General features: G+C 74.2%; 21 protein-coding genes and 1 pseudogene. 5 read left to right on the top strand and 17 right to left on the bottom strand.

All coding sequences use genetic code 11. The features are described from left to right. Positions 1-9: 9 nt before the first annotated feature. The 6 genes from ACFYZF_RS02120 to ACFYZF_RS02095 form a co-directional block, all read right to left on the bottom strand. The gene (locus ACFYZF_RS02120) at positions 10-1,482 is read right to left on the bottom strand and encodes an NADH-quinone oxidoreductase subunit N (RefSeq protein ID WP_387014908.1); all 1,473 of its coding nucleotides are present in this window, start codon (positions 1,480-1,482) and stop codon (positions 10-12) included. Positions 1,483-1,637: 155 nt separating this feature from the next. Next, complete coding sequence (locus ACFYZF_RS02115) at positions 1,638-3,143, bottom strand: NuoM family protein (protein ID WP_387014906.1); 1,506 nt, start codon at positions 3,141-3,143, stop codon at positions 1,638-1,640. Then, the gene (locus ACFYZF_RS02110) at positions 3,140-5,047 is read right to left on the bottom strand and encodes an NADH-quinone oxidoreductase subunit L (RefSeq protein ID WP_387014904.1); all 1,908 of its coding nucleotides are present in this window, start codon (positions 5,045-5,047) and stop codon (positions 3,140-3,142) included. The genes ACFYZF_RS02115 and ACFYZF_RS02110 overlap by 4 nt, the downstream gene beginning before the upstream one ends. After that, a complete protein-coding gene (gene nuoK / locus ACFYZF_RS02105) occupies positions 5,044-5,424 on the bottom strand; it encodes an NADH-quinone oxidoreductase subunit NuoK (protein ID WP_387014902.1) in 381 nt (126 codons plus the stop codon). Before nuoK ends, ACFYZF_RS02110 begins: the two co-directional genes overlap by 4 nt. Beyond that, a complete protein-coding gene (locus tag ACFYZF_RS02100) occupies positions 5,421-5,960 on the bottom strand; it encodes an NADH-quinone oxidoreductase subunit J (RefSeq protein WP_387014899.1) in 540 nt (179 codons plus the stop codon). The genes nuoK and ACFYZF_RS02100 overlap by 4 nt, the downstream gene beginning before the upstream one ends. Then, a complete protein-coding gene (locus ACFYZF_RS02095) occupies positions 5,957-6,598 on the bottom strand; it encodes a NuoI/complex I 23 kDa subunit family protein (RefSeq protein WP_387014896.1) in 642 nt (213 codons plus the stop codon). The genes ACFYZF_RS02100 and ACFYZF_RS02095 overlap by 4 nt, the downstream gene beginning before the upstream one ends. Positions 6,599-6,703: 105 nt before the next feature. Here ACFYZF_RS02095 and ACFYZF_RS02090 point away from each other — a divergent pair, with 105 nt between their 5' ends. Then, positions 6,704-7,279 (top strand): Uma2 family endonuclease, encoded by a 576-nt coding sequence (locus ACFYZF_RS02090; protein ID WP_387014894.1) that lies wholly within the window; start codon positions 6,704-6,706, stop codon positions 7,277-7,279. Here the strand turns inward: ACFYZF_RS02090 and ACFYZF_RS02085 are convergent. Next, a complete protein-coding gene (locus ACFYZF_RS02085) occupies positions 7,260-7,682 on the bottom strand; it encodes an ester cyclase (protein ID WP_387014891.1) in 423 nt (140 codons plus the stop codon). The two genes, ACFYZF_RS02090 and ACFYZF_RS02085, sit on opposite strands and share 20 nt — an antisense overlap. Before the next feature lie 147 nt (positions 7,683-7,829). Between ACFYZF_RS02085 and ACFYZF_RS02080 the strand changes: the two genes are divergently transcribed. Next, complete coding sequence (locus tag ACFYZF_RS02080) at positions 7,830-8,849, top strand: glutathione S-transferase family protein (protein ID WP_387014889.1); 1,020 nt, start codon at positions 7,830-7,832, stop codon at positions 8,847-8,849. 152 nt (positions 8,850-9,001) lie between these two features. Here the strand turns inward: ACFYZF_RS02080 and ACFYZF_RS02075 are convergent, their stop codons facing one another. Both ACFYZF_RS02075 and ACFYZF_RS02070 read right to left on the bottom strand, forming a co-directional pair. Then, the gene (locus ACFYZF_RS02075; RefSeq protein WP_387014886.1) at positions 9,002-9,964 is read right to left on the bottom strand and encodes an NADH-quinone oxidoreductase subunit H; all 963 of its coding nucleotides are present in this window, start codon (positions 9,962-9,964) and stop codon (positions 9,002-9,004) included. Next, positions 9,964-10,734 (bottom strand): NADH-quinone oxidoreductase subunit C, encoded by a 771-nt coding sequence (locus ACFYZF_RS02070; RefSeq protein WP_387014883.1) that lies wholly within the window; start codon positions 10,732-10,734, stop codon positions 9,964-9,966. Before ACFYZF_RS02070 ends, ACFYZF_RS02075 begins: the two co-directional genes overlap by 1 nt. A 168-nt stretch (positions 10,735-10,902) precedes the next feature. Between ACFYZF_RS02070 and ACFYZF_RS02065 the strand changes: the two genes are divergently transcribed. After that, positions 10,903-11,949: a glucose 1-dehydrogenase gene (locus ACFYZF_RS02065; protein ID WP_387014881.1), complete on the top strand. Its 1,047-nt coding sequence runs from the start codon at positions 10,903-10,905 to the stop codon at positions 11,947-11,949. Positions 11,950-11,976: 27 nt separating this feature from the next. Here the strand turns inward: ACFYZF_RS02065 and ACFYZF_RS02060 are convergent, their stop codons facing one another. The 6 genes and pseudogenes from ACFYZF_RS02060 to ACFYZF_RS02035 all read right to left on the bottom strand — a co-directional run bounded on the left by ACFYZF_RS02060 (position 11,977) and on the right by ACFYZF_RS02035 (position 18,826). After that, a complete protein-coding gene (locus tag ACFYZF_RS02060; RefSeq protein WP_387014879.1) occupies positions 11,977-12,684 on the bottom strand; it encodes a hypothetical protein in 708 nt (235 codons plus the stop codon). Between the two features lie 5 nt (positions 12,685-12,689). Continuing rightward, entirely contained in the window at positions 12,690-14,006 is a 1,317-nt protein-coding gene (locus tag ACFYZF_RS02055; RefSeq protein ID WP_387014877.1) for a DUF2252 domain-containing protein, read from the bottom strand. A 927-nt stretch (positions 14,007-14,933) separates the two neighbouring features. Next, complete coding sequence (locus ACFYZF_RS02050) at positions 14,934-15,518, bottom strand: NADH-quinone oxidoreductase subunit B (protein ID WP_387014875.1); 585 nt, start codon at positions 15,516-15,518, stop codon at positions 14,934-14,936. A gap of 63 nt (positions 15,519-15,581) precedes the next feature. Further along, on the bottom strand, positions 15,582-17,072 hold the full coding sequence (locus tag ACFYZF_RS02045; protein ID WP_387016020.1) for a pyridoxal phosphate-dependent decarboxylase family protein: 1,491 nt from the start codon (positions 17,070-17,072) through the stop codon (positions 15,582-15,584). Positions 17,073-17,081: 9 nt separating this feature from the next. Further along, a pseudogene (locus ACFYZF_RS02040) lies at positions 17,082-18,482 on the bottom strand (MFS transporter); the annotation flags it as partial. A gap of 32 nt (positions 18,483-18,514) precedes the next feature. After that, complete coding sequence (locus ACFYZF_RS02035) at positions 18,515-18,826, bottom strand: MGMT family protein (RefSeq protein ID WP_387014872.1); 312 nt, start codon at positions 18,824-18,826, stop codon at positions 18,515-18,517. Positions 18,827-18,862: 36 nt separating this feature from the next. Here ACFYZF_RS02035 and proB point away from each other — a divergent pair, with 36 nt between their 5' ends. Further along, positions 18,863-20,020 (top strand): glutamate 5-kinase, encoded by a 1,158-nt coding sequence (gene proB, locus ACFYZF_RS02030; protein WP_387014870.1) that lies wholly within the window; start codon positions 18,863-18,865, stop codon positions 20,018-20,020. A gap of 35 nt (positions 20,021-20,055) precedes the next feature. Then, positions 20,056-21,300 (top strand): glutamate-5-semialdehyde dehydrogenase, encoded by a 1,245-nt coding sequence (locus ACFYZF_RS02025; protein WP_387014868.1) that lies wholly within the window; start codon positions 20,056-20,058, stop codon positions 21,298-21,300. Between the two features lie 88 nt (positions 21,301-21,388). Here the strand turns inward: ACFYZF_RS02025 and ACFYZF_RS02020 are convergent, their stop codons facing one another. Both ACFYZF_RS02020 and moeZ read right to left on the bottom strand, forming a co-directional pair. Continuing rightward, complete coding sequence (locus ACFYZF_RS02020; protein WP_387014865.1) at positions 21,389-21,703, bottom strand: hypothetical protein; 315 nt, start codon at positions 21,701-21,703, stop codon at positions 21,389-21,391. Positions 21,704-21,833: 130 nt separating this feature from the next. After that, positions 21,834-23,015, bottom strand: a complete 1,182-nt coding sequence (gene moeZ / locus ACFYZF_RS02015) for an adenylyltransferase/sulfurtransferase MoeZ (protein ID WP_387014862.1) — start codon at positions 23,013-23,015, stop codon at positions 21,834-21,836. Between the last annotated feature and the right edge of the window lie 50 nt (positions 23,016-23,065).

Genomic DNA, 23,065 nt, shown 5'->3' with positions numbered 1-23,065 from the left:
TACGCAGGGTCAGCGGGCTGCGAGGTCCAGCACGAGCTGCGGGGCGAAGCCGACGACCAGCGCGACGCCGGTGGCGGCGGCGAGCGCGGCGGCGACCGCTCCGGCCGGGCGGGTGGGGACGGGCGTGACGTCGGCCGACGGGGCGTACAACAGGGCGGCGACGCGGAGGTAGTACGCGAGGCCGATCACCGCGTTCACCGCCACGACCAGTGCCAGCCAGGCCGCGCCCCCGTCCAGCAGGGCCCGAACCACCGTCACCTTCGCGAAGAGGCCGGCCAGCCCCGGCGGGAGACCGGCCAGCCCGACCAGGGCCAGCGCGAACGCGGCCCCCACCCAGGGCCGCCGCCGGGCCGCGCCGCGCAGCTCGACGAGGGCGCCGCCGTCGGCGTCGGCCGGCCGCAGCGCCACCAGCGCCGCGAACGCGGCCAGCTCCAGCACCACGAAGAAGACCGCGTACGCGACGGCGGCGGCGTACGCGGCGGCACGGGCGTCGGCGGTGCGGCCGGCGGCCAGCGCGAGCGCGCCGAGCGGGGCGAGGATGTAGCCGGCCTGGGCGACCGACGACCAGGCGAGCAGCCGGACCGCCCGGCGCTGGCGCAGCGCCACCAGGTTGCCCACGGTCATCGTGAGCACGGCGAGTCCGGCGAGCACCGGGCCGGTCACCTCCGCCGGCAGGGCCCGCTGAACCACCGCGAGCAGGGCCACCACCCCGCCGAGCTTCGAGGCTGTCGACAGGTACGCCGCCACCGGCAGTGGCGCGCCGTCGTAGGTGGCCGGGGCCCAGGCGTGGAACGGCACGGCGGCCACCTTGAACGCCAGCCCGAGCACGACCAGCGCCACGGCCGCCGTGGTCAGCGGCACGTCCAGCAGGTCGGGGCGCTCGGCGAACAGCGCGCCGACCCGGCCCAGGTGCAGTCCGCCGGTGACCGCGTAGAGCAGGGCCGCGCCGAGCAGGGTGAGGGTGGTGGCGACCACGCTCACCACGAAAAACGTCACCGCCGCCTCGGCGCTGGCCAGGCTCCCCCGGCGCAGGCCGACGAGCACGTACAGCGGCAGGGTCAGCGTCTCCAGCGCGACGATCAGGGTGATCAGGTCGCCGGCCGCGCCGAGCACCACGCCGCCGGTCATCGAGCAGGCGAGGAGGAAGCAGTACTCGCCCACCGGGGACCGGCCGGCGCGCAGCAGCGGCCCGGACAGCGCCAGCACCCCGAGGGTGAGCAGGGCGAACAGCGCCCCGACCAGGGCGGCCCGGCCGCCGAAGACGTACGAGCAGTCGGCGCCGACGCAGAACGTCGAACGCTCGCCGCCCGCCCCGACGACGGCGCAGCCGAGCGCGGTGGCGACCGACCCGGCGGCGGCCACCGCCACCGTCGCGGCGGCCCGCGCCACCAGCAGGTCGGTCAGCAGCACCAGGACGGCCGTGCCGGCCGCGAGGTACGCCGGGAGCAGCGCCACGCTGTCGACGCTCTGCACCACACTCACCGGAACCCACCTTCGTTCGCGACTGCGGGGCTCCGCTCCGCTGCACTCCTCGCACTCACCGGAACCCACCTTCGTTCGCGACTGCGGGGCTCCGCTCCGCTGCACTCCTCGCACTCACCGGAACCCACCTTCGTTCGCGACTTCCACCACGGGGGTCATGGGAGGATCGCCACCAGGGCGGCCACCGGGTCGGCGGCGACGCCGAGGACCAGGGCGGGTGCCAGGCCGACGGCGAGGGCGAGCAGCACCAGCGGGGCCCACGCGGTCAGTTCGGCGGCGGCGAGGCCGGGGGCGACCCGGCCGACCGCCGGGCTGGGCCGGCCGTGGGTGACCCGGCGCAGCAGCCGCAGCAGGTACGCGGCGGTCAGCGCGCCGCCGACCGCCGCCAGCACGCCCAGGACGGTCCAGAACACCCCGCCCCGCCCGATCGCGGCGACCACGGCGAACGCCTCGCCCCAGAACCCGGCCAGGCCGGGCAGGCCCAGCGAGGCGACGGCGGCGAAGCCGAGCAGCCCGGCCAGCCGGGGCGCGGTCTCCCGCAGCCCGGACAGCTCTGCGAGCTCCCCGGTGCCCGACCGGTCCTTGACGGCCCCGGCCAGGAAGAAGAGTAGTCCGGTGATCACCCCGTGCGCGATGTTGCCGATCAGCGCGGCCTGGATGCCGGTGGCGGTCAGGGTGGCCACCCCGAGCAGCACGAACCCCATGTGCCCGACGCTGGAGTACGCGATCAGCCGCTTCAGCTCGCTCTGGGCGAGGCAGACCAGGGAGCCGATCAGGATCGCCGCGACGGCGAGCACCCCGAGCACCGGGGCGGCCCAGCGGGCCCCCTCCGGCGCCACCCCGACGGCGACCCGGACCAGCCCGTACGTGCCCATCTTGAGCAGCACCCCGGCGAGCACGACGCTGCCGACGGTGGGCGCCTGGGTGTGCGCGTCGGGCAGCCAGGAGTGCAGCGGCCAGAGCGGGCTCTTCACCGCGAACGCCAACCCGAACAGGGTGAACGCGGCGAGCTGGGTGCCCCGGGGAAGCCCGGCCCCGCCGGTCAGCGCGACGAGGTCGGCGGTGCCGGCGGCGGCCACCACGACGTACACGCCGACCAGCAGCAGCACCGAGCCGAGCAGGGTGTAGAGGGCGAACTTGCGCGCCGCCCGCCGCCGGTCCGGTCCGCCCCAGCCGGCGATGATCGCGTACATGGGGAGCAGGACGACCTCGAAGAAGCAGAAGAACAGCACCAGGTCGAAGGCGAGGAAGGTGCCGAGGATGCCGACCTCGACCACCAGCAGCAACGCCACGAGGGCCCGGCCGCTGCCGCCGCCGGCGGGCACCTTCCACACCGTGTACGCGCAGCAGAGCAGGGTGAGCAGCGCGGTCAGCACCACCAGGGGGTACGAGATGCCGTCCACGCCCAGGTGGAAGCGCAGGTCGAGGCCGGGCACCCAGGGCAGGTCGAGCTGGTGCCAGGGCCGCACGGCCGGCGCGGGCCCGTAGCCGGTCCACAGGTGGTCGCCGGCCGCCAGCCACGCCGTGGCGAGCAGGGTCAGCCCCGCCGCCGCCGTGCCGACCAGGCGGGCCGCCCGGTCCCCGGGGACGACGGCGACCACGGCCGCGCCGACCGCCGGCACGGCCAGCGCCGCGACGAGCAGAACCTGTCCGAGCGTCATGCGGCCCCTCCGATCAGCACGGCGGCCAGCCCGATCAGCAGCGCGCCGGCCAGCACTCCCGCCACCGCCCGGGGCAGCGCGGCGCGGTGCAGCCCGGCCAGTGCCCCGCCGAGGCCGCGTGCGCCCCGGGCGGTGCCCTCCACCGCACCGTCGATCACCAGTTCGTCACCCGCGCGGGCGGCCCGGGCCAGGGCGGCCACCGGGCGTACGACGAGGGCGCGCTGGACGTCGTCGAGCCGGAAGCCGGCGGCGAACAGCGGCCCCAGCGGGCCCAGCGCGCGGGCCGGGTCGGCGGGCCGGTCCCGCCGCCAGCCGGCCCAGGCCAGCCCCGCGCCGAGGGCCAGCAGGGCCAGCGGCAGCAGCAGGGCCGGGCCGAGGTGCACCAACTCCCCCTCGCCGACGGCGAGCCGGTCGGTGAACGGGGGCAGGAACGCGGCCAGCCCGAGCAGGGCCGCCGGGACAGCGAGGATCAGCACCGGCCAGCGCATCAGCGCGGGCGGGTCGTGCGGGTGGACCAGCGGCATCCGGGTCTCGCCGAGGAACGCACGCAGCAGCAGCCGGGTGGCGTACCAGGCGGTGACCGCGACGCCGGCCAACCCGGCCAGCCAGACCAGCCAGCCCACCCAGGCGGGGGCCGGGCCGGCCCCGTCCAGCGCGGCGGCCTCGGCGGCGGCGAGCACGCCCTCCTTGCTCCAGAAGCCGGACAGCGGGGGGACGCCGGCCAGCGCGCCGAGGCCGGCCGCCGTGCACCAGAAGGTCACCGGCATGGTGGCGCGCAGGCCGCCCATCCGGGACATCAGGGTGGTGCCGACGGCGTGGATCACCGCCCCGGCCGCGAGGAACAGCAGCGCCTTGAACGCGGCGTGGCTGAGCAGGTGGAACAACGCGGCGGTGGGTGAGCCGACGGCGAGCGCACCGGTCATGTAGCCGATCTGGGAGACCGTGGACCAGGCCAGCACCCGCTTGAGGTCGTCCTGGGCGGTGGCGGCGAGCGCGCCGAGCAGCAGGGTGACCGCGGCCATCACCCCGAGCACGGCGAGCGCGGCCGGGGCCCGCTCGAACAGCGGGTAGAGCCGGGTGACCGCGTACACGCCGGCCGCGACCATGGTGGCGGCGTGGATCAGCGCGGAGACCGGGGTCGGGCCGGCCATCGCGTCGGGCAGCCAGGTGTGCAGCGGGAACTGGGCGCTCTTGCCGGCCACCCCGGCGAGCAGCAGCAGGCAGGCGGTGGTCAGCATGCCGGCGGAGTGGTCGTGGGCGAGCACGTCGGCGATCCGGAAGCTGCCCGCCGAGACGCCGAGCAGCGCGATGCCGAGCAGGAAACCGACGTCGCCCACGCGGGTGACCAGGAACGCCTTCATCGCGGCGGCCGGTGCCTCGGGCAGCCGGCGGTCGTGGGCGATGAGCAGGTAGGAGCACAGGCCCATCACCTCCCAGCCGACCAGCAGCATGATCAGGTCACCGGCGACCACCACCAGCAGCATCGCGGCGGTGAAGAGGCTGATCTGCGCCGCGTACGGCGGGTAGCGGTGGTCGACCTCGACGTCGTCGTGCGGGCCCCGTTTCAGGTAGCCGACGGAGTAGACCTGCACCGCGAGGGCCACCGCCGCGACGGCGACCGCGACCAGGGCGGCGGCCCCGTCGAGCCGGACCCCGAGGGTGACCCGCAGCCCGCCCAGGTCGACCCAGGTGGTCGAGGTCTCCACCGGCGCTCCGACGCGGACCAGCAGGACGACCGCGATCAGCAGCGCCCCGGCCGCCCCGGCCACGCCCAGGCCGATCGCCGCCCGCCGGGCCGGATCCTGCCCGGTGGTCGCGCCGCGCGGCGAGGGCGGCAGCAGCAGCCCGACCAGGCCCGCCACCAGGGGTACGGCCGGCAGCAGCGCGCCGAGCAGGCCGGTCACCGGATCACCTCGCCGGCCGACCCGCCCGGGGTCGCCGCCGCGCCCGCGCCGGGAGCCGGCTCGACCAGGGGCGGCTCGGTCAGCGGCACCTCGTCGACGGCGACGCTGGCCCGCATGCGGTAGAGCTGGAGCACGATCGCCAGCCCCACGCCGATCTCGGCGGCGGCCAGGACGATCACGAAGAGGGCGAATACCTGGCCGGCGTGCGGGAGCTGTGCCCGGACCGTGGTGTCGGCGGTGACCAGGACCAGGTTGACCGCGTTGAGCATCAACTCCACGGCCATCAGCACCAGCACCGCGTTGCGACGGCGCAGCACGCCGTACACGCCCAGGCCGAACAGCAGGGCGGCGGTGACGTACGGGATGACGGGTCTCACCGGCGACCCCCCGCCGTCGGCGCCGGCCGGTCGGTCGCGGGGCTGCCGATGTCGGGACGGGAGAGCACGATCGCGCCGACCAGGGCGGCCAGCAGCAGCACGGAGAGCACCTCGAACGGCAGCACCCAGGAGCCGAACACCTGCTCGCCGAGGCGCTCGGCCGTGCCCGGCTCGGGCAGGTCGACCCGCGTCCAGCGGAACGCGTCGACCAGCAGGGCGGCCAGCCCGAGGCCGGCACCGCCGCCGATCAGGGCGGCCGGCCAGCCGGGCCGGTCCAGGTCGTCGGAGGCGCCGATCGGGGCGCGGGTCAGCATCACCGCGAACAGCAGCAGCACCACCACGGCGCCCACGTAGATCAGCACCTGCACCCAGGCCACCAGCTCGGCGGTGAGCACCAGGAAGAGACCGGCCAGGGCGCCCAGGCAGACCACCAGGTAGAGCCCGGCCCGGACCAGGTGCCGGGTGGTCACCACCAGCGCACCCGCGCCGACCGCCACCGCGCCGAGGGCGAGCAGCAGCGCGTCCACACCGGTCACGAGGCGGCCCCCGGCTCGGCGGCCCCCGGCTCGGCAGCACCCGGCTCGGCAGCACCCGGGCCGGTGGCGGCGCCGGGCTCGGGGCGTACCCGCGTGGGGGCCGGACGGACGGCGGGGGCGGCCGGGGCGGCGGCCTTGCGCGCGGCGGTGGTCTCCTCCTTCGCCGGCTCGCCGTTGCGGTCGTGCGCGGGCGGCGGCGGGACGGTGCCCATCCACTCGCCGAGGTGGTCCTTGTCGTGCAGCAGGTTCTTGATGTCGTACTCGGCGTACTCGAACTCCGGCGACCAGTAGAGCGCGTCGAACGGGCAGACCTCGACGCAGATGCCGCAGTACATGCAGAGCGAGAAGTCGATGTCGAACTTGTCGAGCACGTTGCGCTGGCGGGGACGGGCGGCGCCGGGCACCGCCACCTCCTCCTTGTGCGAGTCGATGTAGATGCACCAGTCCGGGCACTCGCGGGCGCAGAGCATGCAGACGGTGCAGTTCTCCGCCAGCAGGGCGATCACGCCCCGGGACCGGGGCGGCAGCTCGGGGGCCACGTCCGGGTACTGCTGGGTGGTCGAGCGGCGGGTCATCGTCTTCAGCGTGACGGCCAGCCCCTTCGCCAGCCCTTCGCCAGGCACACTCCGCTCGCTCATGCCGTCCATCCTGCCCTGTGCCCCCGGCGCGCGCGACCACCACCCTGCGCATTGCGTTGGTACGGTGACGGCGGGGAGAACGACGCACCGGGAAGGACCTTTCCCATGACCGCCGCGCTGCAGGGCGACCAGCCGCCCGAGGGCGGGTGGACGACCGACGACCTCGACGCGCTGCCCGAGGACGGTCGCCGCCGCGAACTGCTCGATGGAGTGCTCCTCGTGTCCCCCTCCCCCACCCGCGTACACCAGACCATCGCCGGCCGGCTCATGGTCGCGCTCGAAGAAGACTGCCCCGACGAGTACGACGTCACCCAGGGCGTCGAGGTGCGCATCAACCGCACCCGCTCCTTCATCCCGGACGTGCTGGTCACCACGTCGGTCGCGGCACGGCGTCAGCCGTCGCGGTACGAGGCGCACGAGGTCGTGCTCGCGGTCGAGATCGTCTCCCCCAGCACCCGCTCCATCGACCGGGTGCTCAAGCCCGCCCTCTACGCGCAGGCCGGTATCCCGTACTTCTGGCGGATCGAGGTGGAGGACGACGGGCTGGCCGTCCACACGCACCGGATCGACCCGGTGGACGAGGTCTACACCGAGACCGGGCGCTGGACGAAGTTCGTGGACACCGGCGAGCCGTTCCCGGTCAACCTGCCGGTCAGCCGGATCACGCCCCGGCACCTCTGACCGGCGGAAGCACCTCGACGCCGAGCTGCTGGAGGAGCTGGAACAGCTCGGTGCAGTGCCACACGTCGGCGATCCGCCCCGCCTGGTCGAAGCGCAGGAACGACGCCCCCGAGAAGCTGACCACCTGACCGGTGGGCGGCACCGGCCCGAACGCGCCGGCCTGGGTGCCGGCGGCCCGCCAGTGCACGGCCACCCGCTCCTCGGACGCCACCACGTCCACGGTCTTGTAGCGCAGGTCCGGGAAGGCCGCCCGCCGCTCCCGGTGCCAGGCCAGCGCGGCCTCCGGGCCGGTCCCGCCCAGCCCCGGGCACTCCGCCGCGACCAGCTCGTACGCGGACTCCTCGCGCCGGCCGTTCCACACGTCGGCGATGAAGCGTCGGGCCGCCGCCTCCACATCGTTCACCCGGGCAGCCTAGCCACCAGGGACCGGGCGGCCCGGGGCACGCGGGCGGGCGTCCGGAGGGGGCACGCGGACCCAGGCCCCGCCCGCAGGCCGGAAATCGGCCAAGATGGTACGGACGGGAACGACCGGCGGACACCAGGAGGCGACGTGGGCGACGAGGCAGAGGCGACGACCGACGGGAAGTACGTCGAGCCCGGCAGGGAGTTCACCCGCGACCAGCGGTACATCGCCACCCGGATCACCGCCGACGGGCGGGACGGCTGGCCGGTCGAGCCGGGCCGGTACCGGTTGGCGGTCAGTCGCGCCTGCCCCTGGGCCAACCGGCTGATCATCGTACGTCGGCTGCTGGGCCTGGAGGACGCCATCTCGATGGCCGTGGCCGGGCCGACCCATGACGCCCGGAGCTGGACGTTCGACCTGGACCCGGGCGGGCGGGACCCGGTGCTCGGCATCGAACGGCTGGCCGACGCGTACTTCGCCCGGTTCCCCGGGTACGAGCGGGGCATCACCGTGCCGGCGATCGTGGACGTGCCGACCGGGCAGGTGGTCACCAACGACTACTCCCAGATGAGCCTGGACCTGTCGACCGAGTGGACGGCGTACCACCGCGAGGGCGCGCCGGAGCTGTACCCGGAGCGGCTGCGCGACGAGATCGACGAGGTCAACGCGGTCGTCTTCGCCGACGTCAACAACGGCGTGTACCGGTGCGGCTTCGCCGGCAGCCAGCAGGCGTACGAGAAGGCGTACCACCGGCTGTTCGACCGGCTGGACTGGCTGGCCGAGCGGCTGGCCGGGCAGCGGTACCTGGTCGGCGACACGATCACCGAGGCGGACGTGCGGCTGTTCACCACGCTGGTCCGGTTCGACCCGGTCTACCACGGCCACTTCAAGTGCAACCGGCAGAAGCTCACCGAGATGCCGGTGCTGTGGGCGTACGCCCGGGACCTGTTCGCCACGCCCGGGTTCGGCGACACGATCGACTTCGACCACATCAAGCGGCACTACTACGAGGTGCACCGGGACATCAACCCGACCGGGATCGTTCCGCTCGGCCCCGACCTGTCGGGTTGGCTCACCCCGCACGGCCGCGAGCAGCTCGGTGGCCGCCCCTTCGGCGACGGCACCCCACCCCCACCCCCCGCCGAGCGCGCCACCCCACTGCCCTAACCCACCCCTCCCGCTCCCACCCCACTCCAACCCCACCCCGGCTCCCCCGCGATCTTGCACTTTGGGCCCCCGTGATGCGCCTTTCGCACCTTGTGTCGGGGCCGCAACTGCAAGATCGCGGGAAGGAGGGACGGGGTGGGGTGGGGTGGGGGTTAGAGGGCGAGGCGGACGGCGGCCGTCAGGACGAGTTGGGCCAGGGAGGCGGGGACCAGGACCAGCCAGCAGAGGCGCTGGAGCTGGTCCTCGCGCAGCCGGGGGTACGACACCCGGAGCCAGATGATCACGAACGCGACGGCGAAGACCTTGAGCAGCGTCCACAGCCAGCCGAGGTGCTCGTCGGCGAACGGGCCCTGCCAGCCGCCAAGGAAGAGCACGGTGGTCAGCGCGGCGATCACCACGATGCCGACGTACTCGGCGAGCAGGAAGAACGCGAAGCGCAGGCCGGTGTACTCCGTCATGTACCCGAAGACCAGCTCGGAGTCGGCGATCGGCATGTCGAACGGGGGCCGCCGGATCTCAGCCAGCCCGGCGACGAAGAAGACGATCATCGCGGGTGCCTGCCAGAGCAGCCACCAGGGCCGCCACGCCTCGACGATCCCGGGCAGGCTCAGGGTGCCGGCCGCCATGGCCACCGACGCTGCGGCCAGCACCAGCGGCAGTTCGTAGCCGAGCAGCTGGGCCGCCCCGCGCAGCCCGCCGAGCAGGCTGTACTTGTTGGCCGACGCCCACGCCGACATCAGCACCGCCAGCACGCCCACCCCGACCACGGCCAGCACGAAGAACAGGCCGATGTCCAGCGGCTGCCCGACGAGGTCGCCGGGCCCGAGCGGGATCACCAGCAGGGCGAGCAGGTACGGCACCAGGGCCACCACCGGGGCCAGCCGGAACACCGCCCGGTCCGCCTCGCGCGGGGTGACGTCCTCCTTCTGCACGAACTTGACCCCGTCGGCGACGAGCTGGGCCCAGCCGTGGAAGCCGCCCGCGTACATCGGGCCGAGCCGGCCCTGCATGTGCGCCATCACCTTGTGCTCGGCCTGCCCCACGACCAGCGGCAGGACCAGGAAGGCGGCCAGCACGCCGACCACCCGCAGGACGGCCTCCAACCAGTCGGGCATCAGGGCGTACCTCCGTTGCTGCCGGCGTCGTCGCCCGCCGGACCCGAATCCGAACCCGGGTGGGCCGGTGGCTCGGCCGGGGCGGGGGCGGCGGGGCGCTCGGCCGGGGCGGGGCGGGGCGGGCGTTCCCGGGCCGGTCGGGCGGGCGTGCCGCCGCGCGGCCCCTCGCCGACCCCGGCCGCGCCGGCGGGCGTCGGCGTCGGCCCCCACTCCCCCGGAGCCGGTACGCCCGGCGGGCGGATCGGGCGCCGGCCACCGCCGGCCCCGGACTCGCCGGGCTCCTTCGCGCCCGGCCAGGGCTTCGCCACCCGGGAGGCGAGCACGAACTCCTTGCGCAGCGGGTGCCCCTCGAACTCCGGCGGCAGCAGCAGCGGCCTCAGCTCGCCGTGCCCGGGGAAGTCGACGCCGAACATCTCGTACGTCTCCCGCTCGTGCCAGGCCGCGCCCGGGTAGAGGTCGACGACCGAGGCCACCCGTGGCTCGTCCCACGGAACCCGGGTGCGCAGCAGCAGACCGTGCCGGTGGCCGGTCGACCAGAGGTGGGACACCACCTCGCAGCCGTCGGCGAGTTGGTCGACGGCGGAGAGCCAGTCGAAGAAGTCGCAGGCCAGGTCCGCGTCGTCCCGGGCGGCGGCCAGCGCGTCCCGCCAGCTCGCCGGGGGTACGTCGACGGTGGCCCGGGCGTACGCCTGGCCGCCGGATACCGACGCGGTGGCCTCGGCGGGGGCGAGCAGCGCCACCAGCCGCCGGCCGACCTCTTGCGGAGTCATGCCGCTGATCCTATGGCCGACGCCGGCCCCACGCGGCGGGCCGCCCCGGCCGTGGGCCGCGCGGAGTCCGCGTGCGCGCGGCCCGGCGGACCGGATCGCCGCTTTGCCCGGCGGACCGGATGGCCGCTTTCACCGGCGGTGGCCGGCTCGGCGGGGAAGGATGAGGTCGTGCGCGCCGTGACTGTCACCCCCGGGGTCCCGAACTCACTGCGCCTGGTGCACGACCATCCCGAGCCGCCCGCCGAGGAAGGCGCGATCCTGGTCGAGGCGCTCGCGGTGGGGATCTGCGGCACCGACCACGAGATCATCGCCGGGGACTACGGCGAGGCCCCGCCCGGCGCGTCGACCCTGGTGCTCGGGCACGAGTCGCTGGGCCGGGTGCTGGAGGACCCGGGCGGCACGCTGCAACCCGGCGACCTGGTGGCCGGCATCGTCCGCCACCCGGACCCGGTGCCCTGCCCCAACTGCGCAATCGGCGAGTGGGACATGTGCCGCAACGGCAGGTACACCGAGCACGGGATCAAGGAGCTGCCCGGCTTCGCCCGGGACCGGTGGCGGGTGCAGCCGAGGTTCGCCGTCGGCCTGGACCCCGCCCTGGCTCCGGTCGGAGTGCTGCTGGAACCGACCGCGGTGGTGGCGAAGGCGTGGGACCACATCGAACGGATCGGCGCCCGCGCCGAGTGGCAGCCGCAGACGGTGCTGGTCACGGGGGCCGGGCCGATCGGCCTGCTGGCGGCGCTGCTGGCCACCCAGCGCGGGTTCTCCGTGCACGTGCTCGACCGGGCCACCACCGGGCCGAAGCCGGGCCTGGTCAGGGCGCTCGGCGCGACGTACCACACGGAGTCGGTGGCGCAGCTCGACTTCGACCCGGACGTGATCGTCGAGTGCACCGGCGCGCCGGTGGTCGTGCTGGACGCGATGTGCAAGGCCGGACCGACCGGGATCATCTGCCTGACCGGGGTGTCCAGCGGCGGCCGGCGCATCGACTTCGACGCCGGGGCGCTGAACCGGGAACTGGTGCTGGAGAATCACGTGGTGTTCGGCTCGGTGAACGCCAACCGCCGGCACTGGGGCCTGGCCGCAGAGGCCCTCGCCCGAGCCGACCCGGCCTGGCTGAGTTCGCTGATCACCCGGCGGGTGCCGGTGGAGGCGTACACCGAGGCGTACGCCTCCACCCCCGACGACATCAAGGTGGTGCTCGACTTCACCGCCTGAGCGGGTGATCCCGCCCGGCGCACGGGGTCACCGCGTCCGGGCGGAGCCTCGGCGACGCAGCACGGACGCCTTGTGCAGCCGGTAGTTCTCACCTGCGGCGAGCGCCTTCAACAGCTCACCCGTGCCGAGCAGCGCCTCCAGCAGCGCGCCCTGGAGCGCGTTCCCCTCCACCCCGTCGGACAGCACCTCGGCGATCCGCCGCAACTCGCCGACGACCCGGTCCAGGTCCGGTTCCGCCACCACGTCGAAGGCCTTCTCGAAGGCCGGCACGGAGCGGGTGAGCAGCCGGTCCAGCAGGCGGAGCAGGACGTCCAACTGCTCGCGGGAGACCGCTTCCGGCACCCCGTGCTCGTTGACCAGTCGCAGGGTCCTGAAGTACAGCTCGTCGTCGAGCAGCGGCCCACCCCGGCGCCAGGGCTGGCGCGGCAGCACCGCCCCCTCCAGCAGGAACCACCTGTGCACGTCGGTCACGTCCTCGGAGACCCGTCCGACGGCGTCGCCCATCACCGGCGACCACCGCCGGACGTACTCCCGCCGGAGGAAACGGCTGACGCCGAGGGTCACCACCAGGGCGCTGCTGGAGAAGCCCGTCATGCCGGACAGGACGTTGACCAGGTAGGGGTGGTTCTGCATGTTGCCGCCGGCGAACGTCTCCCAGCCGACGCCCACCACGAAGCTGGACAGGGCGATCGCGAACAGGCTCCAGGCGACCGACCGGGGCAGACGGGGCGGCACGGCCGTCAGATACCGGGCAGGCGGCCGTTGCGGAACAGGTCGACGAAGAGCTGGTGGTCCTCGCGGGCCCGCAGCCCGTACGCGTGCGAGAACTCGACCAGCCCGGTGGCGAACCCGTCGGGGTCGGCGTCCACCGCGGCGACGATCGCCTCCTCGGTGGAGTAGTCGACCAGGTCGTGGCTGGACTCGTCGTCGGCCACCGAGTGCATCCGGGCCACCGCCCGACCCAGGTCGGCCAGCACCCCGGCCAGCTCCTCCGGCTCGTTGACGTCCGCCCAGTCCAGGTCGGCCGCGTACGGGGAGACCTCGGCGACGAGCTGCCCGGCACCGTCCAGCTCGGTGAAGCCCAGCCACGGGTCGGCGTGTGCCTGGAGCGCCCGCTGCGACTCGGCCGTACGGTGCCCCTGGTGCCGGAAGTAGCCGCGTACCCGCTGGTCTTCGATGTGCCGGGCCACCGCCGGCACCTGCGCCTGCTTCATGTAGATGACGACGTCGTTCTCCAACGCCTGGGTGTGCCCCTCCAGCAGCAGGTTGTACGACGGCAGCCCGGCCGAGCCGATGCCCACTCCCTTGCGCAGCACGACGTCCTTGATGTGCGCGGCGACCGGGCGCAGCCGGGCGGACGACTCGGGCAGGGTGCCCAGGTAGTCCTGGAAGGCGGCGCAGACCTTCGCCCGGGTGTCGTCATCGATTTCGAAGACCCCGTCGCCGAGGGAGAACCGGCGCTCGTAGTTGTCGACGGTGGTCTGCGCGGAGAGCAGGTCGACCCGGGTGTTGAGCCGGGCCTGCTGGAGCACCCGGCGCAGCACCCCGTCGGCGTTGTCCAGGGTGATCGAGCCGATCGCGTCGTCCCCGCCGGCGGCGATGGCCCGCAGCTCGGTCAGGTACGACCGGGCGAAGCCGGTGACCAGGTCACTGATCGCCCGGTCGGAGAGCGCCTTGGCGTACCCGAGCAGGGCCACGCTGGCGGCGAGCCGCCTCAGGTCCCAGGAGAACGGCCCGACGTACGCCTCGTCGAAGTCGTTGACGTTGAACACGAGCTGCCCGGAGGCGTTCATGTAGGTGCCGAAGTTCTCGGCGTGCAGGTCGCCGTGGATCCACACCCTGCTGGTGCGCTCGTCCAGGAACGCGTCGTCGGCGAAGTCGCCGCGCTGGTCGGCGTAGAAGAGCGAGGCGCTGCCCCGGTAGAAGGCGAACGGCGAGGCGGCCATCTTGCGGAACTTGCGGCGGAACGCCGCCGGATCGAGCGCCATCGACGTACCGAACTCCTCGGTGAGCACGTCGACGATGAAGGCGGAACGCTGGTCCGCGGACTGGGTCATGGACCGCAGGCTAGCCCCCGGCCGCCACGGACGACCCAGGTACTTCGGGCCCAGCCGGTGAAGCGCTCGGCCGGTCCGCCGGGCCGGACAGCGTCAGCGAGTTCCGCAACGGCCTCCACCTGCAAAGGAGCGAGATAGATCAGCGGGCCGACGCGATTCCCCGGTACTCGGCGAGGAGCAGAGGTTGGCGGGCGAGCAGGGCCAGGCGATCCCGCACGCCCGGCAGCGCCGGAGACTGCGCCGGTGCGAGTCGTGGCGCTGTCCGAGGGCGTTTCACCCTCTCTGCCCGGCCATAACTGCAAAATCGCGCAGAGTGGGGTGGGGCCTGCGCCGACGTCACCCTTGCCGCCACCCCTGGCTGGCGACGACGTGCGCGGTGACGCCGGGTGCACACCAGCCTGTCGTGGCGTGATCGTTTGCTGATTTGTGAGACGACACGCCGGGCGAGTTCTTCAAAATCAGCAGACGATCGTGAAGGCCCACCCCCCAGGGGCGGGCAGAGGCGGGGCGGGGGCGGAAACGCCGACGCCGCCGACCGGCAGGCAACACCGCAGCGCCCCCTTTGCTCTGCTGCCCCCTGCGCAACGCCCACGGAGCGTGACGGTGCTGCCGGCCTCACTGCCGGCACCGACCCGAGGCAGCTGCGCGATGCTGGGGGTGCTGGTGCTCGTGCTGCACAGGTCGGTGCTGGTGTTGCGGTGGCGGCAGCAGAGCAAAGGGACGGGGTGGCATTACCTGCCTGGCATCCCGGCCGCTTGGACGGCTGGCCCGCTGTCCCACTTCATACGCCCACCCGCATCGGGCCAGGGCCTGCAACATGGTCAAGGCCTTCGCCGCAGTTTATCGATCAAGCCGCAGCTACCGCACTCACACCCGTGACGGTGGAGTCGCTACAGGCCCTGTCACCAACGTCCATGGGCAGAACACCTAGCCGGCCGGCGGACGGACCGGCGGGGCGGTCAGGGACTCCACCGGCCGTGGCGGGTGCGCGCCGGCCGGGGGCGCGGGCGCGTCGGCCGGGGAGGCGAGCGGGTCGGGGCGGGGGACGCCACCGATGCCGGACTGCTCGGCGGCGATCTTCTCCTGGAGGCGCAGGATGCCGTGCAGCAGCGCCTCCGGGCGGGGCGGGCAGCCGGGCACGTAGACGTCGACGGGGATGAGTTGGTCGACGCCCTTGGTCACCGAGTACGAGTCCCAGTACGGGCCGCCGCAGTTGGAGCAGGCGCCGAACGAGATGACGTACTTCGGCTCGGGCATCTGGTCGTAGAGCCGCTTGATCGCCGGGGCCATCTTGTCGGTGACCGTGCCGGAGACCACCATCAGGTCGGCCTGGCGCGGGCCGTGGGCGAACGGGATCACCCCGAGCCGCATGAAGTCGTGCCGGCCCATGCTGGTGGCGATGAACTCGATGGCGCAGCAGGCCAGGCCGAAGTTGAACACCCAGAGCGAGTAGCGGCGGCCCCAGTTCAGCACGAACCGGATCGGCTCTCCCAGCACTCCCGGCAGCTGCACGACCGGCCCCCCTCTCGTCCTGCGCCAGTCAACCACAGCCACCGGACGGCCCGGCCGGGCCGCTCAGTACGTCGGCCGTTGCAGCAGCCCGACGAACTCGACCAGCAGCCGTTCCCGCAGGGCCGGCGGGGCGGCGTTGAGCAGGGCGTTCACGGTGGCATCCGGCCCGGAGCCGCCGGGGCCGGACGGCGTACCGCCGAGGCCGAGGCCGGCGGCCAGGCCGGCGACCAGCTCCGGGGTGAGCGCGTCCGGGGTCAGGGTCGCGGCGAGCGCGGTCAGCTCGGCGGGCAGTTCGACCGGCCCGGCGGCCCGGGCCGCCGCGACCGCGTCGGCCAGGTCGGGGCCGAACTCCGCCACCCTGGGGGCCACCGAGGCGGTCACCGTGAGGTGCACGCTGGCCGGCAGCTCGCCGCACGTGAGCTGGGGCTGGGTGTGCCAGCCGCGCGCCGTCAGCTCGTCGACCAGCACGAACAGGTCCAGCCCCGGGTCGACGGAGGTGAAGCAGACCACCGTCGACTCGGGCTCGGCCATCAGCCGCAGCCCGTCGACGCCCCGTACGGCGTCGGCGAGCCCGGCCACCGCGTCCCGGGTGGCGGCGGCCAGCCGCAGGTAGCCGTCCTCGCCGAGGTGGCGCAGGGTGGCGTACGCGGCGGCGATCGGCCCGCCCGAGCGGGTGGAGGCGATTACCGGGTTGACCATGGTGTACCCGGGCCAGTCGGCGTACGCGAAGTACTGCGGGGCGCGCAGCGCCGGGTCGCGGTGCAGCAGCACCGAGACGCCCTTCGGGGCGTACGCGTACTTGTGCAGGTCGACCGAGATCGAGGTGACCCCGTCGACGGTGAAGTCGAACGGCGGCACCGGGGCTCCGAGGCGACGCAGCCAGGGCAGGGCCCAGCCGCCGAAGCAGGCGTCGACGTGGCAGCGCACCCCGGCCGCCGCCGCCACCTCGGCGATCCCGGCGACCGGGTCGACGACGCCGTGCGCGTACGAGGGGGCGGAGCAGGCCACCAGCACGGTGTCGGGGCGGATCGCGGCGGCCACGTCGGCGGCCGACGGGCGCAGCGTGTCCGGGTCGACGGGCACCGGGTCGAGGGCCACCCGCAGGTAGTGGGCCGCCTTGGCGAACGCCGCGTGCGCGGTCACCGGCACCGCGATCCGGGGCTCGGTGATCTCCGGGCGGGCGTCGCGGGCCGCCTTCACGGCGAGGATCAGCGACTCGGTGCCGCCGCTGGTGACGCTGCCGACGACGTCCGGGGCGGTCGTGCCGGGGCCGCCGCCGAGCAGCCGGGCAGCCGCCCCGACCAGCGCGTTCTCCATCGCCAGCAGGGACGGGAAGGCGGTCGGGTCGAGCCCGTTGACGTGCGCGCTACCGGCGTGGGCGGCGGCGGCCAGGTCGTCCAGCCCCGGCACGGCGGGGTCGTACACGTACGCGAACAGCCGCCCCCCGTGCGTGGGTCGGTCGGCCTCGCGCAGCCCCCGGATCTCCCGGAGCACCCGCTCGGCCGGCACCCCGTGCTCCGGCAGCGCCCGGCCGGTGTCCTGGTCGTCGATCATGGAGTGGTGACGTCCTTCTCGTGGGGGGGTGGGTGTGGCGAGGAGGTCGGCCCGGGTGAGGGTGTAGCGGCGCAGGAGGAGCAGGGGCGGAGCCACCAGCAGGGCCGGCAGCAGGGTGAAGCCCAGGAGGACACCGAGGCGGGCAGTGTCGGACTGGGCCGCCGCCGTGCCCGTGTCGGACGAGACGTAGCCGCTGAGCTGGAGGACCAGGCCGTAGATGCCCGGTCCGAGGGCGAGGCCGAAGGTCTCCCCCGCCGTCCACAGGCCGGTGAACACGCCGGCCTGCCTCCGGCCGGTGCGGGCGGTGTCGTACGCGATGCAGTCGGGCAGCATGGCCAGCGCGAAGACCTGCTGGCCGGCGTACCCGACGCCGATCACCGCGACCACCAGATAGACCGCGACGGCCGGCAGCACCGGCGCGGCGACCAGGGCGGTCGCGCCGGCCGCGAGCAGCACCGACGCGGCGACCAGGGCGGCCCGCTTGCCGACCCGGGCGCCGACCCGGGTCCACAGCGGCATCACCAGCAGCGCCGGCCCGACGAAGCAGGCGAACAGCACGGTCGGGCCGGTGTCCGGGTCGCGCAGCACCTGACCGGCGAAGTAGCTGACTCCGGCCAGGATGGTGGCCACCCCGGCGGACTGGATCACGAAGCAGACCAGCAGCGCCCGGAACGGCCGGTTCCGCCCGGCGACGGCGAGCTGGGCGCGCAGGGTCGGCTCGCTCTCGCCGACCGTGCCGGTGGGCGCGCCCCGGGTGCCGAGGAACGCCCCGACCGCGCCGAGCACGATCAGCCCGGCCACGAACAGGCCCATCCAGCGGTGCCCGGCGACGCCGTCGCCACCGGCGGTCACCACGGCCGGGGCGACCGCGCCGGAGACCAGGATGGCCACCGCCAGCACCGCGATCCGCCAGCTCATCAGCCGGGTACGTTCCGCGTAGTCGTCGGTCAGCTCGGCCGGCATCGCCACGTACGGGACCTGGAAGAAGGCGAACGCGGTCGCGGCGGCCAGGAACGCGACGGCGACGTACCCGGCGGCGGCCGGGCCCGACCCGAACGGGCCGGCGAAGATCGCGGCGAACAGCACGCCGAGGGCGAGCCCGCCGAGCAGCAGGTACGGCCGGCGGGCGCCCCAGCGCGACCTGGTCCGGTCGGAGATCCGCCCGACGACCGGGTTGACCAGCACGTCCCACGCCTTCGGCAGGAGCACCAGCAGGGCCGCCACCCCGGCGGCGACGCCCAGGGTGTCGGTCAGGTAGGGCAGGAGCAGCAGCCCGGGCACCGTGCCGAAGGCCCCGGTCGCCAGGGAGCCGAGCGCGTAGCCGAGGTGCACCCGGCGGGGCAGCCCGCCGTTCGCCCAACGGGTCGGTGCTCCGGGCGGCGTGCCGGATTCGGCCGGCGACAGCGTCATGACGCCGAATGTTACTCACGTTATGGCCTGGGTCACATCCCCTCTTCCGGCGACCAGGCCGCCGCCATGTCCACGCCCGACGGGCGCAGCGGGGCGCCCTCGGCGCGCAACCGGGCCCGCGCCTCGACCTCGTGGCCGGGCGGCAGCCGGCCGGCGGAGTTCACCACCCGATGCCACGGCACCCCGCCCCCGTGCCTGGCCATGATCGACCCGACCAGCCGCGCCGACGCCCGCCCCGAGCGCTCGGCGAGCGCGTCGGCGACCGCCCCGTACGACATCACCCGGCCCGGCGGGATGCGCTCGACCAGCTCCAGCACCGCCTCGACGTACTCCTCCGGTGTCACGCGCGCCACTCCTCAGCTGTCCCGACCGGCCAGAGTATGGGAACGGCCACGGGGGCGGCGGGACCGACCGCGCAGAATGGGCGGGTGCGCGAAGCAGTCACCTCGGCCCGGCGGATCGTCGTCAAGATCGGTTCGTCCTCGCTGACCACGGCGTCCGGCGGCCTCGACGACGCCCGGGTCGACGCGCTGGTCGACACCCTCGCCGCGCTCGCCGCCGCCGGCCGTGAGGTGGTGCTGGTCTCCTCCGGTGCGATCGCCGCCGGGCTCGCCCCGCTCGGCCTCACCCGACGCCCCCGCGACCTGGCCACCCAGCAGGCCGCGGCCAGCGTCGGCCAGGGCCTGCTGATCGGCCGGTACGCGGCCGGCTTCGCCCGGCACAGCCTGACCGTCGGGCAGGTGCTGCTCACCGTCGACGACGTGACCCGGCGGGCGCACTACCGCAACGCGTACCGGACCCTGCGCAAGCTGCTCGACCTGCGGGCCGTGCCGATCGTCAACGAGAACGACACGGTCGCCACCGAGGAGATCCGGTTCGGCGACAACGACCGGCTGGCCGCCCTGGTCGCCGCGCTGGTCCACGCCGAGCTGCTGGTGCTCCTCTCCGACGTCGACGCGCTGTGGACCGGCGACCCGACCCGGCCGGGGTCGACCCGGATCACCGAGGTCCGCGACGAGCGGGACCTGGCCGGCGTGCAGGTCGGCGGGGCCGGCCGGGCCGGGGTCGGCACCGGCGGCATGGTCACCAAGGTCGAGGCGGCCCGGATCGCCACCGGCTTCGGCATCCCCGTGGTGCTCACCGCCGCGCCGCTGGCCGCCGGGGCGCTGGCCGGCGAGGAGGTCGGCACCCTGTTCCACGCCGGGCGGCGGCGCCCCACCGCCAGGCTGTTCTGGCTGGCCCACGCCACCACCCCGCGCGGCCGGCTACATCTCGACGAGGGTGCGGTCGCGGCCGTGGTGGGCCGGCGCAAGTCACTGCTGCCCGCCGGAGTCACGGCCGTCGACGGGGCGTTCACCGCGGGCGACCCGGTCGACCTGGTCGACGCCGGGGGCGCACCGGTCGCCCGGGGACTGGTCAACTACGACGCCGTCGAGCTGCCCGGCCTGCTCGGCCGGTCCACCGGAGAGCTGGCCGCGGCCCTCGGCCCGGCGTACGAACGTGAGGTCGTCCACCGCGACGACCTGGTGCTGTTGTAGGCAGGGGCCCGTCCCCTACACGTGAGGAGTGCACGATGAGCGTCGACGAGCAGGCCCGGCGGGCCCGGGACGCGGCGGAGGCGCTGGCCGTCGCCACCCGTACCGTCAAGGACGGCGCGCTGGTCGCGATGGCCGACGCGCTGGTGGCGCGTACCCCCGAGATCCTGACCGCGAACGCGGCGGACCTGGCGGCCGGGCGCGAGGCCGGGCTGAGCGCGGCCGTGCTGGACCGGCTCGCCCTCGACGCTTCCCGGGTGGCCGGCATCGCCGACGCGCTGCGCGAGATGGCCGCGCTGCCCGACCCGGTGGGCGAGGTGGTCCGCGGCTCGACCCTGCCCAACGGCCTGGAGCTGCGGCAGATCCGGGTGCCGTTCGGGGTGGTCGGCATCATCTACGAGGCCCGACCCAACGTGACGGTCGACGCCGCCGGGATCTGCCTGAAGTCCGGCAACGCGGCACTGCTGCGCGGCTCCTCCTCGGCGGCGAACTCCAACGCCGCCCTGGTCGCGGTGCTCCGCGACGCCGTCGCCGACGCGGGCCTCCCCGCAGACGCGGTGCAACTGCTCGACGCCACCTCCCGCGAGTCGGTCAAGGAGCTGATGCGCGCCCGGGGCCTGGTCGACGTGCTGATCCCGCGCGGGGGCGCGTCGCTGATCCGCACCGTGGTGGAGGAGTCGACGGTCCCGGTGATCGAGACGGGGGTGGGCAACTGCCACGTGTACGTCGACGCCGCCGCCGACCTGGCCAAGGCCGTCGCGATCGCCCTCAACGCCAAGACCCAGCGCCTGTCCACCTGCAACACCGCCGAGTCGCTGCTGGTGCACGCCGGGATCGCGGACGCGTTCCTGCCGGCGGTGCTGGCCGCGTTCGCCGAGGCCGGGGTGACCGTGCACGGCTCCCCCGAGGTGGCCGCGCACTCCGACGCGGTGGTGCCCGCCACCGACGAGGACTACGCCACCGAATACCTGTCGGCCGACATCTCGGTCGCCGTCGTCGACTCGCTCGACGCGGCGGTCGCGCACATCCGCCGGTACGGCAGCGGCCACACCGAGGCGATCGTCACCGACTCGCAGTCGGCGGCCCGGGAGTTCGTGGCCCGGGTGGACGCGGCGGCGGTGATGGTGAACGCCTCGACCCGGTTCACCGACGGCGGCGAGTTCGGCTTCGGCGCGGAGATCGGCATCTCGACGCAGAAGCTGCACGCCCGGGGCCCGATGGGCCTGCCCGAGCTGACCAGCACCAAGTACGTCGTCACCGGCGACGGCCACCTGCGGGGGTAGGCGCGGGCACCGGGGCAACGCCCACGGTGCAGCCGCTCGCGGACGTGGGCGCGCAGCGCCAGGTCCCGGTCCCCACCCACCCCGCCGGTCAGCGGCGGCGACGACCCGACCGGCGGGGCTTCTCGCGCTGGCCACGGGGGCGTCGCCGGCCCGGCGTACCCCCGGCCGGCGGCAGCGCGCCCTCGCCCCAGAACCGCAGCGCCACCAGCGGAGCGGCGACCACCAGGAAAACCAGTAGCTGGAACCAGGCGTACTCCAGCAGCTCCACGTCCCAGGTCCGCCAGACCACCAGCAGGACGACGGCCAGCACCGCGAACACCACGAACATGAGCAGGCCGCCGTACCGGCCGACGAACCGCCGGAAGCTCCCGCGGTGGGCGGCGGGCGGGTCAGCGGCAGCCACGGATGGCCGCCAGGGTGGTGTGCACGTCGCCACGCTACCGACGCAAACGCGATTCCGCCTCGGACAGGTCGGCCGAGCGACAGGAACGGGCAGGGGCCCCTTCCGTCGGGAAGGGGCCCCTGCGTCAGGCTCAGTACGCGGGAAGCGAGGGATCGATCTGCTTGATCCAGGACAGCACGCCGCCCTGGACGTGCACCGCGTCGCGGAAGCCGGCCGCCTTGAGCGCGGCGAGCGCCTCGGCGGACCGGACGCCGGACTTGCAGTGCAGCACGATCTGCTTGTCCTGCGGCAGCTTCACCAGCGCCTCGCCGGAGATGATCTCGCCCTTGGGGATCAGCGTCGAGCCGGGGATGCGGACGATCTCGTACTCGGCGGGCTCGCGGACGTCGACCAGGAAGACGTCCTTGCCGGCGTCCTGCCACTCCTTGAGTTCGGCGGCGGTGATGGTGGCGTCGACGATCGCCTCCTGGGCCTCCTCGGAGACCGCGCCGCAGAAGTCCTCGTAGTCCTCCAGCAGGTCGGTGACCGTCGGGTTGTCGCCGCAGAGCACGCAGTTCGGGTCCTTCCGGACCTTGATCTTGCGGTACTCCATCTCCAGGGCGTCGTAGACCATCAGCCGGCCCACCAGCGGCTCGCCGATGCCGGCGAGCAGCTTGATCGCCTCGTTGACCTGGATCGAGCCGACCGACGCGCAGAGCACGCCGAGGACGCCGCCCTCCGCGCAGGACGGGACCATGCCGGGCGGCGGGGGCTCCGGGTAGAGGCAGCGGTAGCAGGGCCCGTGCTCGGCCCAGAACACCGACGCCTGGCCGTCGAAACGGTAGATCGACCCCCAGACGTACGGCTTTCCGAGCAGCACCGCCGCGTCGTTGACCAGGTACCGGGTGGCGAAGTTGTCGGTGCCGTCGACGATCAGGTCGTAGGCGGAGAAGATCCCGCGAACGTTGTCCCGGTCCAGCGCGGTGTTGTGGATCTCCACGCTGACCAGCGGGTTGATCTCGTGGATCGACGCGGCGGCGGACTCGGCCTTGGACCGGCCGATGTCGGAGACGCCGTGGATGATCTGCCGCTGGAGGTTCGACTCGTCGACGGTGTCGAAGTCGATGATGCCGAGCGTCCCGACGCCTGCGGCGGCCAGGTACAGCAGGGCCGGCGAGCCGAGGCCGCCGGCGCCCACGCAGAGCACCCGGGCGTTCTTCAGTCGCTTCTGCCCCTCGACCCCGACGTCGGGAATGATCAGGTGGCGGGAGTAGCGACGGATCTCGTCAACGGTCAGCTCGGCGGCGGGCTCGACGAGCGGGGGCAACGGCACGGTGGACTCCCCGGGATCGGCGGTGGGAACCGCGCCATTGTTGCTCGCCG

This window comes from Micromonospora sp. NPDC001898, assembly GCF_042891255.1.
Taxonomy (GTDB): domain Bacteria; phylum Actinomycetota; class Actinomycetes; order Mycobacteriales; family Micromonosporaceae; genus Micromonospora.
Note: the sequence above shows the minus strand (reverse complement) of the source record. Positions and strands in the feature narration are given on the sequence as shown.

Bases quoted from the DNA above. Each gene is read 5' to 3' on its own strand.
- ACFYZF_RS02025 (WP_387014868.1), top strand. From the start codon at position 20,056: ATGAGCGTCGACGAGCAGGCCCGGCGGGCCCGGGACGCGGCGGAGGCG.
- ACFYZF_RS02055 (WP_387014877.1), bottom strand. From the start codon at position 14,006: ATGACCCAGTCCGCGGACCAGCGTTCCGCCTTCATCGTCGACGTGCTC.
- ACFYZF_RS02075 (WP_387014886.1), bottom strand. From the start codon at position 9,964: ATGCCCGACTGGTTGGAGGCCGTCCTGCGGGTGGTCGGCGTGCTGGCC.
- ACFYZF_RS02070 (WP_387014883.1), bottom strand. From the start codon at position 10,734: ATGACTCCGCAAGAGGTCGGCCGGCGGCTGGTGGCGCTGCTCGCCCCC.
- ACFYZF_RS02095 (WP_387014896.1), bottom strand. From the start codon at position 6,598: ATGAGCGAGCGGAGTGTGCCTGGCGAAGGGCTGGCGAAGGGGCTGGCC.
- ACFYZF_RS02115 (WP_387014906.1), bottom strand. From the start codon at position 3,143: ATGACGCTCGGACAGGTTCTGCTCGTCGCGGCGCTGGCCGTGCCGGCG.
- ACFYZF_RS02045 (WP_387016020.1), bottom strand. From the start codon at position 17,072: ATGATCGACGACCAGGACACCGGCCGGGCGCTGCCGGAGCACGGGGTG.
- proB (WP_387014870.1), top strand. From the start codon at position 18,863: ATGGGAACGGCCACGGGGGCGGCGGGACCGACCGCGCAGAATGGGCGG.
- ACFYZF_RS02090 (WP_387014894.1), top strand. From the start codon at position 6,704: ATGACCGCCGCGCTGCAGGGCGACCAGCCGCCCGAGGGCGGGTGGACG.